Origin of the sequence: Mycobacterium paraterrae (genome assembly GCF_022430545.2) — a bacterium.
Lineage (GTDB): Bacteria > Actinomycetota > Actinomycetes > Mycobacteriales > Mycobacteriaceae > Mycobacterium > Mycobacterium paraterrae.
Window position 1 is genome coordinate 137,359 of sequence record NZ_CP092488.2, and the last position, 14,421, is coordinate 151,779.

Sequence of the window (14,421 nt, forward strand, 5' to 3'; positions counted from 1 at the left end):
TGGATGCTGGTTAGTCGAGTCGCTCGATGATGGTGGCGTTGGCCATCCCGCCGCCCTCACACATCGTCTGCAATCCGTACCGTCCGCCGCGCTGTTCAAGCGCGTTGACGAGTGTGGTCATGATGCGAGCACCGCTGGCGCCCAATGGATGTCCGATGGCAATCGCACCGCCGTTGACGTTGGTCTTGGCCAGGTCGGCGCCGGTGTCCTTGGCCCACGCCAGCACCACCGGAGCAAACGCCTCGTTGACCTCGAACAGATCGATGTCGGACAGCTTCAGGCCGGCGCGGTGTAGCACCTTCTCGGTAGCCGGGATGACGCCGGTCAGCATGTACAGCGGGTCGGACCCCACCACGGTCGTGGTGTGGATACGGGCCAGCGGTCGCAAGCCGAGCTTCTTGGCGGCCGCACCGCTGGTGATCAACACCGCGGCGCTACCGTCCGACAGCGGCGACGAGTTTCCCGGGGTGATTTCCCAATTAATCTGGGGGAACCGCTGTTCCACCGCCGGGTCGTAGAAAGCAGGCTTGAGGCCGGCCAGCGTCTCGACCGTGGTGCCGGGACGGATGATCTCGTCGGTGCTGAGACCCGCGATCGGCGCCAGCTCGGTGTCGAACAGTCCCTCTTTCGTCGCGCGGGCAGCCTTTTCATGGCTACCTGCGGAGAACTCGTCCAGGTCGGCTCGCGAGAAACCCCACCGCGATGCGATGAGTTCGGCGCTGATGCCCTGCGGCACAAGTCCTTCGGGGTAACGGTCGTTCATGCCCTCACCGAAGGGGTTGCTGCCCGGGAGAACCGACGTCCCCATCGGCACGCGGCTCATGGATTCCACCCCGGCCGCCACGACGATGTCGTACGCGCCGGCCAACACACCCTGGGCGGCAAAGCTGATCGCCTGCTGGCTGCTGCCGCACTGGCGGTCAATGGTCGTACCCGGGACCGACTCGGGGAAGCCCGCGCCCAGCAGAGCGTTGCGCGCGATGTTGACGGCCTGGTCACCCACCTGGGTCACCGCGCCTGCGATGACGTCGTCGATCTCGGCCGGGTCGACGCCCGTACGCGTCACCAATTCCCGCAGACTGTGCGCCAACAGGTCTGCCGGCAGGACGCCGTGCAGGGCGCCGCTCGCCTTGCCTTTGCCGACGGGCGTACGTACCGCACCCACGATGACGGCGTCGCGATCCTGATATGTCATGACTCCTCCTTGAGTCCCTGCTGGGTTTACCTAGCTATACTCAGATCTAACACCTAGGTATACTGGGAGCAACCCAGAACGGAGGTGATCTGTGCCACTCCTACAAGGTGTGTTGGCCGACCGCGATGCGTGGTCCGCGGTCGGCGAATGCGCGATCGAAAAGACCATGTCCGCGCTCGGCACCAAATCCGCGATGCTGATCATGCGCGAGGCGTATTACGGCACCACCCGGTTCGACGACTTCGCCCACCGCGTCGGAATCACGAAGGCCGCCGCGGCGGCGCGACTGTCCGAACTGGTCGATCTCGGGCTGATGACACGGCGGCCATACCGCGAGCCGGGTCAGCGGACCCGCGACGAATACATCCTCACCGAGTCGGGCATCGATTTCATGCCGGTGGTCTGGGCGATGTTCCAGTGGGGCCAGCGGCACTTGCCGGGCCGTCACCGACTGCGGCTCACCCATCTGGATTGCGGCGCCGACGCGGTCGTCGAGATGCGCTGCACCGAAGGGCATCCAATTCCGCCTGACGAACTCGGCGTCGAACTGACGAAGCGGAGTCGCCGCGACAACTGAGTTATCGAGCGGCTGTCCTATGTACGCTACTGTAATCTTTACAGTAGGATGCCTCGGGAACCTGCCAAGTGGCTCGATGAAGCTGGAGCGCAGTTGTGGAAGGTCAACTTCGAGACGCCGCCGTCAGCGATGACAAACCGGCCGGATACATCCGCGACCCCTATCCTTTCTTCGCCGAGAAACGAAGCGGCGCCGGAGTGTTTCACGGCACGGTCGTCGACTACTCCAAGACGCCGGAGTCACTGCGTCCAAAAGATCCGTTCGCGGCGATGTCCTTCGAGGCCGTCAACACCGCCTTTCGCGCCGCCGAGGTATTCAGTTCGGGCTACTACGACAACACCATCGGCTTGTTCATCGGTCCGTCCATTCTGGCGATGGCGGGCACAACCCACCGCAAGCACCGGAACCTGGTCTCCGCGGCGTTCAGGTCCAAGGCGCTCGCACACTGGGAACCCGATATCGTGCGTCCGATCTGCGACGCACTGATCGACGAGTTCGTCGACGCCGGAAACGCTGATTTGGTCCGCGATTTCACCTTCGAGTTCCCGACGCGGGTAATTGCCACGCTTCTCGGCCTGCCCGCCGAAGACCTGCCGGAATTTCGCAGGCGCGCGGTGCAATTGATCAACTACACGGTCAAATACGAGCGTGCATTCGAAGCCTCTGCCGCACTCAAGGATTACTTCCTCGAGCAGATCGACCGTCGGCGGACGAAACCCACCGAAGACATCATCGGCGACCTGGTGAGCGCCGAGATCGACGGCGAAAAGCTCAGCGATGAAGCCATCTACTCGTTTCTGCGGCTGCTGCTTCCTGCCGGCCTGGAAACCACCTACCGCTCCTCGGGCAACCTGTTGTTCCTGTTGCTCACCCATACCGAGCAGTTCGCCGCGGTCCGCGCGGACCGGACATTGATCGCACCGGCAATCGAAGAGGGGCTGCGCTTCGAGACACCGCTGACAACCGTTCAGCGATTCACGACAGAAGACACTGTATTGCAGGGCGTTACGATACCCAAGGGGGCGGCGGTCGACCTATGCATCGGCTCAGCGAATCGTGACCAGAATCGGTGGGATCGCGCCGAGGAATTCGACATCTTCCGAAAGCCGTTACCGCACATCTCCTTCGCCGCCGGCGAACATACCTGTCTAGGTTTGCACCTCGCGCGCATGGAGACGCGGGTCGCGTTGGAGTGCCTGCTGAACCGCCTCACCGACATCGAATTGCTCACCGACGACGACCCGCACATCTATGGCCAGCCGTTCCGCTCGCCGACCGCACTTCCGGTGACCTTCACACCGCTGAGCTAGATGTAAGTCAAAGCGACGTCACCGCCGTCGGCATGGTCGGATCGACCGGCACACCCTGCGAGCTACGAGACCTTCTTGGGCGCCGAATAATTCGGCTTGCCCAGGCCGAGGGCATACTGCGCGATCATGTTGCGGAACACCTCCAGGGTGCCTCCGTAGATGCCGACCAGCGGCGCGAAGCGATACACGTACTCCGAGGCGCCGTCGTCGGCCGCGCCATCTGTGCCCAGCGGCAGTGTGGACGCGGTGCCGAGCAGATCCATCAGATCCGGTGACACATCGCGCATGGTCTGCGCGATCGCCACCCGGCCGAAGATGCTCGGTGCGCTGAGCGCCGCCTCGATCCGTGCGGCACTGCGACCCAACCGGTATGCCACCGACTCGTCGTCAATCAGCCGGTGCCCGTTGCGGTCTCGCACGGCCGCCTTCGCGGCGGCCTTGTCCAGGGCATGGGTCATGAAGCCGGCCTGATGCATCATGATCGAGACGTCCTGCAGCCCATCCGGCGCGGCGGCGACGGCGCCGTGCTCGGTGTTGAGCGGCTCGCGCAGTACGGTCCAGCCCGCGTTCACGTCACCGAGCCGGTATTTGTCGTCGACGCGAACATCGCTGTAATAGACGATGTTCGTCCGGTCGCCGTCGACGGTGCGGATGCCCTGGATCTCAATTCCAGGGGAATCCAGTGGCACCAGGAACATCGTCAGGCTCTTGTGCTTTGGCGCCTCGGGATCGGTATTGGTGATCAGGAAGACGTACTGACAGTTGTGCGCGCCGGTGGTGAACATCTTGGAGCCGTTGATCACCCAACTGTCGCCGTCACGCACCGCACGGGTCTTGCACGTAGCGATATCGGAGCCGCCTTCGGGTTCGGTATATCCAAGGCACAACCGGACCTCGCCGCTGAAGACCCTGGGCATCACCTCGGCCTGCAGTTCGGATGAACCGAACTTCGCCACCGAATGCGCCACCATCGCGGTGGTTCCCCAGGTCACCCACGGCACATGCGCCCGGCGCTTCTCCAGTTCCCAGATACGCCGCTGCACGCGGGAAAAGCCGCCATCGCTGGCTGCTTTCCACTCGCGTTCGAGGTAACCCGCGGCACCGAGGGCCAGATGCACATCCTCGTCGAAGTTGTCGCCGGTTTCCCGGTCGCGCCGCCTGACCTCGTCGGTCACGTGCGTCTTGAGAAAGTCGCGAGCCTCGTCGAGGAACCTCTGATCGTCGTCGGCGAGGACAACTCGTGAGAAATCCACGGATATGTCCTTCCTCAGCGGCTTTCGCGAGCGGAGACGAGCTCGCCGATATATTTTGCGCTGGCGCCCGGATCCCCGCCGGCCAGCGCCCAACCGCGGGCTCGTACCAGGTATGCGGTCGCGGCGGCCTCGGCCGAAACGCCCAATCCCCCTTGCACGTGCACCGCCATCGTCGCGGCCCTCGAGGCTTCCTCGGCCATGAAAACGAGTGCCGCAGGCGCCAGTTCGGGACGCTCGTCGGGTTCGTTGTCGAGGAACCACGCAGCCCGCCTCGCGAGGTTGCGGCCGCCTTGCACGGTGATCGCGATGTTGGCCAGCGGGTGCGAGATGCCCTGCAGCGTCGAGATGGGAACACCCAGCGTGTAGCGAGTCTTGGCGAACTCCGCGGCGATCGTCATCGTTTCTTCCACCAGGCCGACGAGTGCTGCGGCGGTCAACACGCGCCATTCATCCAGTGCGCGTTGATATTCGGCGAGTGCGTCGGGTCCACTTGCCAGCACAACGCGGGAATCGGCCGCAGAAGGGTCAACCCAGGCCATCGGGAGCCGACCGATGTTGTCGACCTTGGTCGGTCGAGTATCGAACGTCAGCCGCACCACGTCTTCGCCGTCGCGAACGATGATCTGATCGGCGACAGACCCGCTGGGGATGAGCCGGACGCCCTGAGCGTTATCGTGCTGAGGGTCGAGGCCGACGATGTGCTTGCCGCTGACCACCTCGGGTTCCGCGGCGCCAAGCCGGGCGAGGAGCCGCGCCGCGCAGACGTGGTCGATCCATGGGACCGGCGCAAGCGAGCGACCGATTTCTTCGGCGACCAATGTCAGGTCGACCAGCGTCGCACCGTCTCCCCCGACGTCGTCGGGCAGCGCCATCGTCGTCGCGCCCATCCCGCAGAGTCGCTCCCAGAGGCTCTTGTCGAAGCCTGATTCCTCTGCCGCGCGGACGGTTTCGATGGAGCAGTGCGTCTTGAAGAAGTCCTTGTAGGCCGACTGTAACGCCTGATGGTCCTCACTCAGGCTGTAGTCGAGTCTGCGAAGTTCGTAGCGGTCCATGATCAGTGCTCCTCGTCGCCCTCGAAAAAGAAGGTGTGCGCGTTGGTGTAGAGGTATTTCTCCAGAACGTCGGCCGGCAAATCCAGCGCCTGCGCTTCGGGGATCACGCGGCGCATCTTGAGCACCGGCCAGTCCGAGGCGTAGATCACCTTGTCGGGGCCACGGGTTCGCATGTAGTGCAGCAGACTGTCGGGCAGCCGCTTGGGTGACCACGCCGACGTCATCAATCGCAGGTTCGAGTATTTGATGAGCAGCCGGATGGCGACGTCCCACCAAGGATCTGCACCGTGAATCATGCACAACTTCAACTCCGGGAACCTTACGCAGACCCGGTCGAGGTGAATCGGATTCTGCACTTCGCCGGGGATCGGTGGGCCCGGGAGGCCGGTATTGACGCACAGGGGCAGGCCGATGTCGGCGCACTTGGTGTACAGCGGATAGTAGACCGCGTCGCTTGGCGGGTACATGCCGTCGCCCCAAAAGCTCGGGCCCACAACGGCGTACGCGACCGGAAGGTCGTTGACCACCGCGTTGAGTTCGCGCAGCGCCGGCATCGGCCGAAGCAGGTTGACGCCGCCGATCGCCAGCGCGAATCGATCCGGTTTCGCCTCGACGAACTTGCGGGCGGTCACCGACGGCTTCGCGAGATTGTCCATCAGCACAGCCTTTTGCACACCGTGCTCGTCCATTTCGTCGATCAGCGCCGACAGGTCGACCGGCGCGAACATCGAGTCCGGTCCCTTGAAGTAGTCGTCGCGTACTTTGACCATCCAGGTCGGCTGCTTTTCGGTTTCGCCGAAGTGGACGTTGACCAGGCAGTCGATCACTCGGGGTGTGCTCATGTCGACATCGGCGCCTTCTCTGTCGCTTTCCTTTTCGCCCAGCGGTAGTCGGCCTTGCCGTTGCCCAGACGGCGAACGTGGTCGACGACGATGAACTCCTTGGGCACCTTGAACCCGGCCAAGTGGGTGCCGCAGTGGTCCGGCAGTGACTCCGGCGCCGCGTCCGAACGCAGCTGGACCAGAGCAACTACCTCCTCGCCCCACCGTTCGCTCGGTCGGCCGACCACCAATGCATCGGTGACATCCGGGTGCGCGCGAAGCACCTGCTCGACTTCCTCGACGAACACCTTCTCGCCGCCGGTGTTGACCACCAGCGAGTCGCGCCCGTACAGCCGGAGTGTCCCGTCCGCCTCGAGCGCGGCGCGATCGCCCGAGATCACCACCCGCTTGCCTTCGACCACCGGAAAGGTCTTCTGGGTGGCATCGGGATCGTCGAAGTACCCGAGCGGGATTCGGCCTTCGCGGGCCGCCCAGCCCACCTCGCCGTCGCCTGGTGTTGCGAAATGCGTGTAGTCCTCGGACAACACCAGACCACCCTCGCGCAACGTGAAGGTGTCGCTCCGAGTGTCGCAGCGATTATGTCCGAATCCCATGTTTCCGGTTTCGGACGAGCCGTAGCCGTTGATCAGCGTGAGTTGCGGAAGCAGCTCCATCAGCGCCGCTTGATGCTTGGGATTGGTTGCTGCACCGCCGGTACCGATCATCGCGAGCGACGACAGGTCGTAATCGCCTCGGCGCAACTCCGCGACCAGAGGCGCAGCGTACGCGTCGCCGACCATGGTCATCATCGCCACTTTCTCGCGCTCGGCCGTCTGCCACACCGATCGGGGGTCGAGCCGCTTGCTGGTGTCGTAGAGCACGACGGTCAGGCCGGCCATGATCGCCGAGAACGCCGTCCACATGCCGGCGGCGTGCATGAGCGGCGAGACCGCAAACCACGTAGAGCCGGTGTTGCGGGTCACTTTGTCGCGGATCTCCTCGGGCCCGGCATGATCGGCACCCACCATCGACGACACGTAGATGTCGGACTGCCGCCACAGGACGCCTTTGGGGCGGCCGGTGGTGCCGCCGGTGCAGATCATCAACAGGTCGTCGGGACACGCCTCGATGTTCTGGTCGACGTCGCCGCGCGACACGGCATCGTCCAGGGTCACCGCGCCGGCCAATTCCGTTGTGTCACTTCCGTCGTCCACGGAGATCAGCAACTCGACGCTGTCGGGCGGTAGGGCATCGGCAAACGTCACGCCGAGCGACCTGTGATAGATCACCGCGCGGGGCCGCACGTAACCCAGTAAGTCGCGAACTTCCCGCGCGGTGTAGTGGTAGTTCACATTCACCGGGACGGTGCGCGCCTTGAGACAGCCAACGACCATGTCGACGTAAAGATCGTTGTGCATGATCAGCGCGATCCGGTCCTGACCGCATTCCCAGTTTTGCAGCGCCGCGCGTTCCTGACGAGCGCCGAATCCGTTTGCCGCCAGGTAGTTCGCAAGTCGGCGGCTGCGCTCCGCGGTCTCGGCGAAGGTCCTGCGGCGATCACCACATACGGTGATCTCCCGGTTGGGAATCACCTCGGCGATCACATCCAGGACCGCACCGATGGTCCACTCGCTCATGGCGTCGACGAACTCCGGCCGCTCACGCCGACGCGCCAACCTTGACACCCAGCAGATCCAACGCGTTGTCGCGCATGATCTTTCGGATGTCCACGTCGCTGAAACCGGACAGTTCTTCGGTGAACGACACAGGGTCGGCCAGGCCTTCGCCGTGTGGCCAGTCCGAACCGAACAGGATCTTCTCGACACCGATCACCGACGCGAGCTCCGTGAGGTCGTCCTCGTAGTAGGGGGCGATCCAGACGTTGGTGCGCAGTTGCTCGACCGGATCCTTCGGGAAGAGCCGAGGATGGTTGTTGGCGACCTTCCTCAGCCGCTTGATCAGCCGGTGCACGAAATACGAGCCGTTCTCGATGCTTACGGCTTTGAGGTGCGGGTGGCGGGTGAACACGCCGTGGGCGATCATCGACGCCATCGTGTCGTGGATGGCGCGGTCGTCGACAAGGATCTGATCCAGCGGGTCCGACCCCCCGAACGCCTCGAAAGTCGATTTCCCGCCCCACATTCCGGCGACCTGAAGGTAGCCGGAGTCGCTGAGGTGGAAGCCCACCGGCACTCCGGCCTCGGCCAGTGCGGCCCATACCGGATCGTGCAGTGGGTCGCCCAGTGACCGCGGCTTGACGACACCGGGCACCGGCGCCGGCCGCACCAGAATCAGCTTCGCCCCGCGCGCGAGGACGAACTCGACTTCGTCGAGGGCAGCCTTTGGATCAGCCAGCGAAATGATCGGCGCGGAGATGATTCGGTGGTCGGACCTGTCGAAGCCCCAATCTTCGTCGAGCCAAAGGTTGAAGGCGTGCACGGAAGCCATCGTCGCTTCCACGTCGTTTTTCAGAGCCTCCTCGACGCCGCACGCGAATGTCGGCAACATGAAGGCGGTTTCGATGCCTTGCGCGTCAAGGACGGCGATCCGCGCATCGCGGTTCTGGTATTCGGGATGCTGCTCGAGCCGCTCGACCTTCATCAGCGATGCGGGATCGACGCCCTCCGGGATCTCACCGCGGAACAGCAGGTCCAGACATCCCGGCACAATGATGGGGTCGAAGGTCGGGTTGGGTATGAAGCGGTTCACGCGGTCGCCGATGACCGCTTGAGAGTGCTTGCCGTCTTGGAAGATCTGGACGCCGCGTCTACGAAATTTCTTGTCGAGATGCCGGGTGAACGCGTCCAGCGGTTCGTAGTAATGATTGTCGACGTCGATCGCCTTGTAGTTCAGCGTGCCCATGCTCATCCCTTTCCGGTACCACAAGATTCGTCGGTCGCGCGCAGGCCGGTGAAGCTAGGCGGCCGCTTGTCGAGGAAGCTGGTGATCCCTTCGATCACGTCGGGACGCTTCAGTGACTCCTGCAGCAGGACCTCCGACCGCGCGTTGGAGTCGGCAACCTCGCGCGTCGCGTCGCCGTAGGCCTGCCGCTTGATGATCGCCATCGATGCGGGAGAACAATTTTGGGCGATGTCCTCGGCGTAGGCCATCACGCGCGCCATCAGCTGTTCTGGCGGCACCACCTCTTTGACCAGACCGAGCTCTGCCGCCTCCTCGGCGAGAAAGGTGCGCCCGCTCAAGAGGAGATCGAGCGCAACACCCCAGCCGGTCAGCCGCGGCAGAATCCACGAGACGCCATACTCCGCGATCAGACCGCGCCGGGCGAACGACGCCGCGAATTTCGCACCGGCAGCGGCGAATCGGATGTCGCACATCAGAGCTTGTGTGAGACCGATACCGACACACGAACCGTTGATGGCCGCGACGACCGGCTTGCATAGCGTGGTCAGATGATAGGGCTGCCGGTCCCCGATCAGGCTGGCCAACCTGCCCCCGTCGGTGTCCCCGATCGACTGCGTGACGCTGCCCATCGACCCCAGCCGCGCACCGGCGCAGAAGGCCTTGCCCCGGCCGGTCAGCACGATCACCCGCACGTCCGGATCGTCTTCGGCGCGCTCGAGACCGGCGTAGAACGCGGTCGCGATGTCACCACCCCAGGTGTTGAGCCGATCGGGTCGATTCAGCGTCAGGACCGCGACTCCGGTCGAGGTGACGTCGTAGATCACGGCCTCGTCCTGGCCGGCTCCGGCGACGCGGTCTTCGGTGGCGCTCATCGACCGTCCTCCCACGAGCTCAGGCGGCAGCTCCGATGCAGCTCGTACGCATACTGTATACCTATCGGTAGCGCATTCTGCAACAGTCGTCGGGCCGGCCTGACCAGGTGAACCGGACACTCGATATCCGAGATGCGAAGGCTTGAGCGGCGGGACCGGCGCGCTCGGTGTGTGATATCCGCTAGGTCGAAAAATGCTGTGGCCGTCGAGTTTTCGTTACACTTACGTCCGCCGGCGTAGCGTTCGGACAGCGTTAGCGCCGCAAGCTACGTACCAAAAAGCCTACGATAGGTATTACAGTAGCTATTCGGGATGGCGCACTGACGCGGATCAACCCGTGTCAGCGTAGAACGTGATGGAGGTGTCCGCAGTGGCCAAGCAAGCAGCCGCCGAGAAACGGCAGCGGCGCGAACGCGGATCCATCAACCCCGACGACATCATCAGCGGTGCGTTCGAGCTTGCGGAGCAGGTGTCGATCGACAACCTGAGCATGCCGCTGCTCGGCAAGCACCTCGGTGTCGGAGTGACCAGTATCTACTGGTACTTCCGCAAGAAGGACGACCTACTGAACGCGATGACCGATCGCGCATTAAGCAAGTACGTGTTCGCCACGCCGTACGTCGAGGCCGCCGACTGGCGGATCACACTGCGTAATCACGCCCGCTCGATGCGTGAAACATTCATGGGCAATCCCATTTTGTGCGACCTGATTCTCATCAGGTCCGCGCTGAGCCCGCGAGCGGCTCGGGTCGGGGGGCAGGAGATCGAGAAGACGATCGCTGGCCTGGTCGAGGCGGGCCTGTCTCCACAAGAAGCCTTCGACACCTACTCCGCGGTTTCCGTTCACGTCCGAGGCTCAGTGGTGCTGCACCGCCTCCAGGAAAAGAACCAGGCGACCGAGACCGGGGGCCGCACCATCGACGATGCGATGGTCGTCGATCCCGAGGCAACCCCGTTGCTCGCCCAAATGACCGCCAAAGGGCATCACATCGGCGCTGCGGACGACAACAACTTCGAGTACGGCCTCGACTGTATCCTCGACAATGCGGCGCGCCTGATCGAGCAACGCTCGAATTCGGCTGGTCGGCAACAGAAGTCGATCACGACTCGGCCGCGCAAGTCGACGGCCCGGGCCAAGAATTCGCGCCGCTGACACGTCAGCTCGACGGCGGCTCTGGGACGTCGAAGTGCTCGTCGCGGAGCCGGAACGCCTCTTTCGTCCCGTATTGTGCGCGCGTCTTGACGAAGTTGAACTCGCCCGGCGCGAACTGCAAGTTGGTTCCGAACGCATGAAAAAGGTAGCTGGCCACCTCTTCGCCCTGGTACGCCTGGCTCTGCTCGACGAGCCGAAAAGCTTCCTTGGCGATTACCACACCGTCAGCCGGCATTTTGGCGGCCTTCTCCGCCCAATACCGCGCCCGGGCTCCAACCTGAGTGGAATCGCATGTCTCGGTGAAGATTCCGAGATGCTCGATCGACCCGGCCTCGACGATGTCGCCGGTGAGGAGTAGACGGCGAGCAAGGACAGGGCCCAAGCGGTGGAAGAACATGTGGAGGCTGCCCAACGCCGGGCCCAGAAAACGGGTGGCGGGCATGCCGACCTTGGTATTGCGGGCGATGACGGAAATGTCGGTCATCAGCGCAATCTCGAAGCCGCCGCCGAGCGCATAGCCGCTGATCTCCCCCACAGTGACCTTCGGGAAACCCAACAGATTGTGATAGAAGCCGAACGATTTTCGATCTACGGTGAGCCGGCGGCGCTGACTCGGCCGACTCTTGGACGGACGCTCGCGCCCCGCTTCGCCGTCTTCGCCGTACCATCCGTAGGCGTTGTTCATGTCCGCGCCGGTGCTGAACACCCCGCCTGCCCCGCGCAGGAGAACCACCGTCAGGTCGTCATCCTCAGCAACCCGGTCCAGGCATCGTGCGACCTCCTCACGCATGGCCGCGTCATAGGAGTTACGTTGCTCCGGATTGTTCAACGTGATTGTCGCGATTCGCTTTTCGTGATCCACCTCGAAAAGCACGCGATGATCCGTGGCCGTCATCCGCCAAGCCCCTTCCTGCCATCCGAGCGCACGCCGAGATTCGACACCAGCTTCGCCTCGATGGTCTGATCGGTACCGAAGGCGAGCGTGTTGCGGCGTGCCGCCGCAAGGTGGTCTTGTGCAAGCCGGACCGCTCTAGCCGCGTTGCCATCAGAGATGGCGTCAAGCAATCGCTGGTGGTCGCGTAACGCCGCCCGCCGGGTCGTGTCCGCCATCGTCGCAGGCTCGCCGTGGTCGTTCCACACCGCGGACTCGTGAGCGGACCAGATCAGCTCGAGCGATCCGATCAGCAATATCATCGACTCGTTCCCGCATCGCGAGACCAGCGTCTCGTGAAACCGGCGCGCATTCGGTACATACCTCGACGCGTCATCGAATTGCGCAGTCTGCAAGTCGATTTCGCGTTGTAGATAGGGCACCACTTCGGTAATCCGGTCTTCGCGGGCGGCACACATTCCCGCGCACACCGGCTCCAGGTGCACCAGCGCCTCGCTGACATCCACCGGCGTCGCGGCGCGAGACTGCAGCACCATGCTGATCATGTGGGCGGTCCGCTCGGCGGTCGGATGGTGAACCAGCGCACCACCGACGTTTCCGCGGCGCACCGAAATCAGCCCGTCGGTCTCCAGCAGATGAATTGCCTCACGCAATGCCGGCGGACTGACCCCGAATTCGGCGAAGAGGGCTTCCTGCGACGGCAACACATCGCCCTCTTTCAAGCGACCCGACAGGATGTCGTCTCGAAGTTTCGAGGCGACGAGTTCGGCGACGCGCGGTTGGCGGATTCGGTGCCTCACGATCTCACGGGTTCCAGGCTCGTCGCTTGCCGAGCCGGTGGCCAGTCAACTTCTCCGGCGACACCGCCAGGGTGCTGACTTCGCCGATGCACAGCACCTCGTCGCCGAGCAGCAGGCGGGCGGTGGACGTGATGCCCTGCGAAACGTGCGAACGCGCGATCTCGAACCGGAGTTCGGTTTGCACCGGCGTCGGTCGCCGGAAGGCGACCTGCAGTGAGCGGGTCTTGCCGGAAAGTCCACTCACGCAGTTCTGATGCTGGATGACGCTGTCGAAGAACACCGCAAGGAATCCGCCGTGGACAAGGCCGGGTGGCCCTTCGTAGACAAGGGGGAAAGTGACTTGACCCGAAGCAGTTTCGCCGTCGAGGTGGTCAAAGCGATACTCCGGGAAACACGGGTTGAATGCTCCGATGTCCGTCGCATGATCCAGGTAGACGCGATGGGCGCCGGCCTCGTCGGCGCCCACCCGTGGTGCGCTGTCCGGCGGCACCACGGCGGCCAGCTCGCGCTCCCATTCACCCATCTGCGCGATCATCGCGTCGACGATCGGGTGTGGATGTTCGAGCGAGAGCAGCACGTCCCCGAGCCGGCGGATCGCGCCCGCCGCGGCGACAGTTTGCCCGAGCGGTGATTCGCCGAACCGAGCAGCGGCCGGCCACGTCGCGACACCCGGTTGCTGTTGCTCGCTCATGCGACCTCTCCCCACGCTGCTGTTCCTTGTCGCGGCTTTCCTTGCTAAGTTATACAGTGAAGTAATTGTATTGCCTACTGTAGAGGTATCTATATCTGCGCGGAAGGGCAGTTTCGCTGATGAGCCAGGACGCGGATTCCGCGGCAAAAGACGGCACGCTCACGGCGAGCCGGGACGGCTCCATTCTGCGGCTCGTCCTGAATCGGCCCGCGCGTCGTAACTCGCTGAGTCCGAGCATGATCGCGTTGTTCATCGAGGCACTCACATCGGCCGCCATCGATGACTCGCTGCGCGCAATTCACATCCACGGCGCCGGCGACGACTTTTGTTCCGGGGTCGACTGGGTCGCCACCAACAACCGGACCGGCCAACGACCACGCACCGGCGACCTGGTCCGTCGCGTCCCGCATGCGGCGAACCGCATCATCGAGTTGATGCACACGATCCACCTGCCGGTGGTCGCCAGTGTGCGGGGAATCGCCGCTGGACTCGGTTGCAACCTCGCGCTCGCCGCGGACTTCACAGTCGCGGCTGACGATGCGGTTTTCTGGGAGCCGTTTGCGGCGCGAGGATTCAGTCCCGATTCGGGCTCAACCTGGTTGCTTCCACGACTCATGGGGCTGACCCAAGCCAAACGAATGCTATTGCTCGGCGACAAGATTGGTGCGGCCGAGGCCGCGGACTGGGGACTGATCTACCGGGCGGTCGCCGCGGACGACCTGAACCACGCGACCGACGAACTACTGACACGATTGGCCGACGGCCCCACCGTCGCGCTGGGGCTGGCAAAGCACGCCATCCATTACGGACAGCACGCGACCCTCGCCCAGTCGATGCAGCAGGAGTTATTCGACGTCGAATTATCCAGCCGCACCGCAGATTTCAAAGAGGGCCTGGCGGCGTTCCGGGAACGGCGCACGCCACGGTTTCACGGACGATGAGC

General features: G+C 63.8%; 14 protein-coding genes. 4 read left to right on the forward strand and 10 right to left on the reverse strand.

Annotation, left to right across the window (positions count from 1 at the left end; translation table 11 throughout):
* Nucleotides 1–10: 10 nt before the first annotated feature.
* Nucleotides 11–1,195 carry a thiolase family protein gene (locus MKK62_RS00575; protein WP_240262890.1) on the reverse strand — a complete coding sequence of 395 codons (1,185 nt, stop codon included), beginning with the start codon at nt 1,193–1,195 and terminating at the stop codon, nt 11–13.
* A gap of 91 nt (nt 1,196–1,286) precedes the next feature.
* On the opposite strand from MKK62_RS00575, the gene MKK62_RS00580 reads away from it, so the two are divergent.
* Both MKK62_RS00580 and MKK62_RS00585 read left to right on the forward strand, forming a co-directional pair.
* On the forward strand, nt 1,287–1,772 hold the full coding sequence (locus tag MKK62_RS00580) for a winged helix-turn-helix transcriptional regulator (RefSeq protein WP_240262889.1): 486 nt from the start codon (nt 1,287–1,289) through the stop codon (nt 1,770–1,772).
* Between the two features lie 95 nt (nt 1,773–1,867).
* Entirely contained in the window at nt 1,868–3,082 is a 1,215-nt protein-coding gene (locus tag MKK62_RS00585) for a cytochrome P450 (RefSeq protein ID WP_240262888.1), read from the forward strand.
* Nucleotides 3,083–3,144: 62 nt separating this feature from the next.
* Here MKK62_RS00585 and MKK62_RS00590 read toward each other — a convergent pair whose 3' ends face one another.
* Genes MKK62_RS00590 through MKK62_RS00615 form a run of 6 tightly spaced genes read right to left on the reverse strand, consistent with a single transcriptional unit; the run spans nt 3,145 to nt 9,942 of the window.
* Nucleotides 3,145–4,335 (reverse strand): acyl-CoA dehydrogenase family protein, encoded by a 1,191-nt coding sequence (locus MKK62_RS00590; RefSeq protein ID WP_240262887.1) that lies wholly within the window; start codon nt 4,333–4,335, stop codon nt 3,145–3,147.
* Nucleotides 4,336–4,349: 14 nt separating this feature from the next.
* Complete coding sequence (locus tag MKK62_RS00595) at nt 4,350–5,387, reverse strand: acyl-CoA dehydrogenase family protein (protein ID WP_240262886.1); 1,038 nt, start codon at nt 5,385–5,387, stop codon at nt 4,350–4,352.
* 2 nt (nt 5,388–5,389) lie between these two features.
* Nucleotides 5,390–6,229, reverse strand: a complete 840-nt coding sequence (locus MKK62_RS00600) for an amidohydrolase family protein (protein ID WP_240262885.1) — start codon at nt 6,227–6,229, stop codon at nt 5,390–5,392.
* Nucleotides 6,226–7,845, reverse strand: a complete 1,620-nt coding sequence (locus tag MKK62_RS00605) for an acyl-CoA synthetase (RefSeq protein WP_240263896.1) — start codon at nt 7,843–7,845, stop codon at nt 6,226–6,228. Before MKK62_RS00605 ends, MKK62_RS00600 begins: the two co-directional genes overlap by 4 nt.
* Nucleotides 7,846–7,867: 22 nt before the next feature.
* The gene (locus MKK62_RS00610) at nt 7,868–9,070 is read right to left on the reverse strand and encodes an amidohydrolase family protein (RefSeq protein WP_240262884.1); all 1,203 of its coding nucleotides are present in this window, start codon (nt 9,068–9,070) and stop codon (nt 7,868–7,870) included.
* Nucleotides 9,071–9,072: 2 nt separating this feature from the next.
* Entirely contained in the window at nt 9,073–9,942 is an 870-nt protein-coding gene (locus MKK62_RS00615) for an enoyl-CoA hydratase (protein WP_240262883.1), read from the reverse strand.
* A 355-nt stretch (nt 9,943–10,297) separates the two neighbouring features.
* Between MKK62_RS00615 and MKK62_RS00620 the strand changes: the two genes are divergently transcribed.
* The gene (locus MKK62_RS00620) at nt 10,298–11,095 is read left to right on the forward strand and encodes a TetR/AcrR family transcriptional regulator (RefSeq protein WP_240262882.1); all 798 of its coding nucleotides are present in this window, start codon (nt 10,298–10,300) and stop codon (nt 11,093–11,095) included.
* A gap of 4 nt (nt 11,096–11,099) precedes the next feature.
* On the opposite strand, the gene MKK62_RS00625 is transcribed toward MKK62_RS00620, so the two are convergent.
* Genes MKK62_RS00625 through MKK62_RS00635 form a run of 3 tightly spaced genes read right to left on the reverse strand, consistent with a single transcriptional unit; the run spans nt 11,100 to nt 13,478 of the window.
* On the reverse strand, nt 11,100–11,990 hold the full coding sequence (locus MKK62_RS00625) for an enoyl-CoA hydratase/isomerase family protein (RefSeq protein ID WP_240262881.1): 891 nt from the start codon (nt 11,988–11,990) through the stop codon (nt 11,100–11,102).
* Nucleotides 11,987–12,790 (reverse strand): FadR/GntR family transcriptional regulator, encoded by an 804-nt coding sequence (locus MKK62_RS00630; RefSeq protein ID WP_240263895.1) that lies wholly within the window; start codon nt 12,788–12,790, stop codon nt 11,987–11,989. Before MKK62_RS00630 ends, MKK62_RS00625 begins: the two co-directional genes overlap by 4 nt.
* Before the next feature lies 1 nt (nt 12,791).
* Nucleotides 12,792–13,478 carry a hotdog family protein gene (locus tag MKK62_RS00635; RefSeq protein WP_240262880.1) on the reverse strand — a complete coding sequence of 229 codons (687 nt, stop codon included), beginning with the start codon at nt 13,476–13,478 and terminating at the stop codon, nt 12,792–12,794.
* 119 nt (nt 13,479–13,597) lie between these two features.
* Between MKK62_RS00635 and MKK62_RS00640 the strand changes: the two genes are divergently transcribed.
* Nucleotides 13,598–14,419, forward strand: a complete 822-nt coding sequence (locus tag MKK62_RS00640) for an enoyl-CoA hydratase/isomerase family protein (protein WP_240262879.1) — start codon at nt 13,598–13,600, stop codon at nt 14,417–14,419.
* The last annotated feature ends 2 nt before the right edge of the window (nt 14,420–14,421 follow it).

What these genes read in the sequence shown, in the direction of transcription:
- MKK62_RS00575 (WP_240262890.1), bottom strand. Translation starts at nt 1,195, where the DNA reads ATGACATATCAGGATCGCGACGCCGTCATCGTGGGTGCGGTACGTACG.
- MKK62_RS00595 (WP_240262886.1), bottom strand. Translation starts at nt 5,387, where the DNA reads ATGGACCGCTACGAACTTCGCAGACTCGACTACAGCCTGAGTGAGGAC.
- MKK62_RS00600 (WP_240262885.1), bottom strand. Translation starts at nt 6,229, where the DNA reads ATGAGCACACCCCGAGTGATCGACTGCCTGGTCAACGTCCACTTCGGC.
- MKK62_RS00605 (WP_240263896.1), bottom strand. Translation starts at nt 7,845, where the DNA reads ATGAGCGAGTGGACCATCGGTGCGGTCCTGGATGTGATCGCCGAGGTG.
- MKK62_RS00610 (WP_240262884.1), bottom strand. Translation starts at nt 9,070, where the DNA reads ATGGGCACGCTGAACTACAAGGCGATCGACGTCGACAATCATTACTAC.
- MKK62_RS00615 (WP_240262883.1), bottom strand. Translation starts at nt 9,942, where the DNA reads ATGAGCGCCACCGAAGACCGCGTCGCCGGAGCCGGCCAGGACGAGGCC.
- MKK62_RS00620 (WP_240262882.1), top strand. Translation starts at nt 10,298, where the DNA reads ATGGAGGTGTCCGCAGTGGCCAAGCAAGCAGCCGCCGAGAAACGGCAG.
- MKK62_RS00625 (WP_240262881.1), bottom strand. Translation starts at nt 11,990, where the DNA reads ATGACGGCCACGGATCATCGCGTGCTTTTCGAGGTGGATCACGAAAAG.
- MKK62_RS00635 (WP_240262880.1), bottom strand. Translation starts at nt 13,478, where the DNA reads ATGAGCGAGCAACAGCAACCGGGTGTCGCGACGTGGCCGGCCGCTGCT.
- MKK62_RS00640 (WP_240262879.1), top strand. Translation starts at nt 13,598, where the DNA reads ATGAGCCAGGACGCGGATTCCGCGGCAAAAGACGGCACGCTCACGGCG.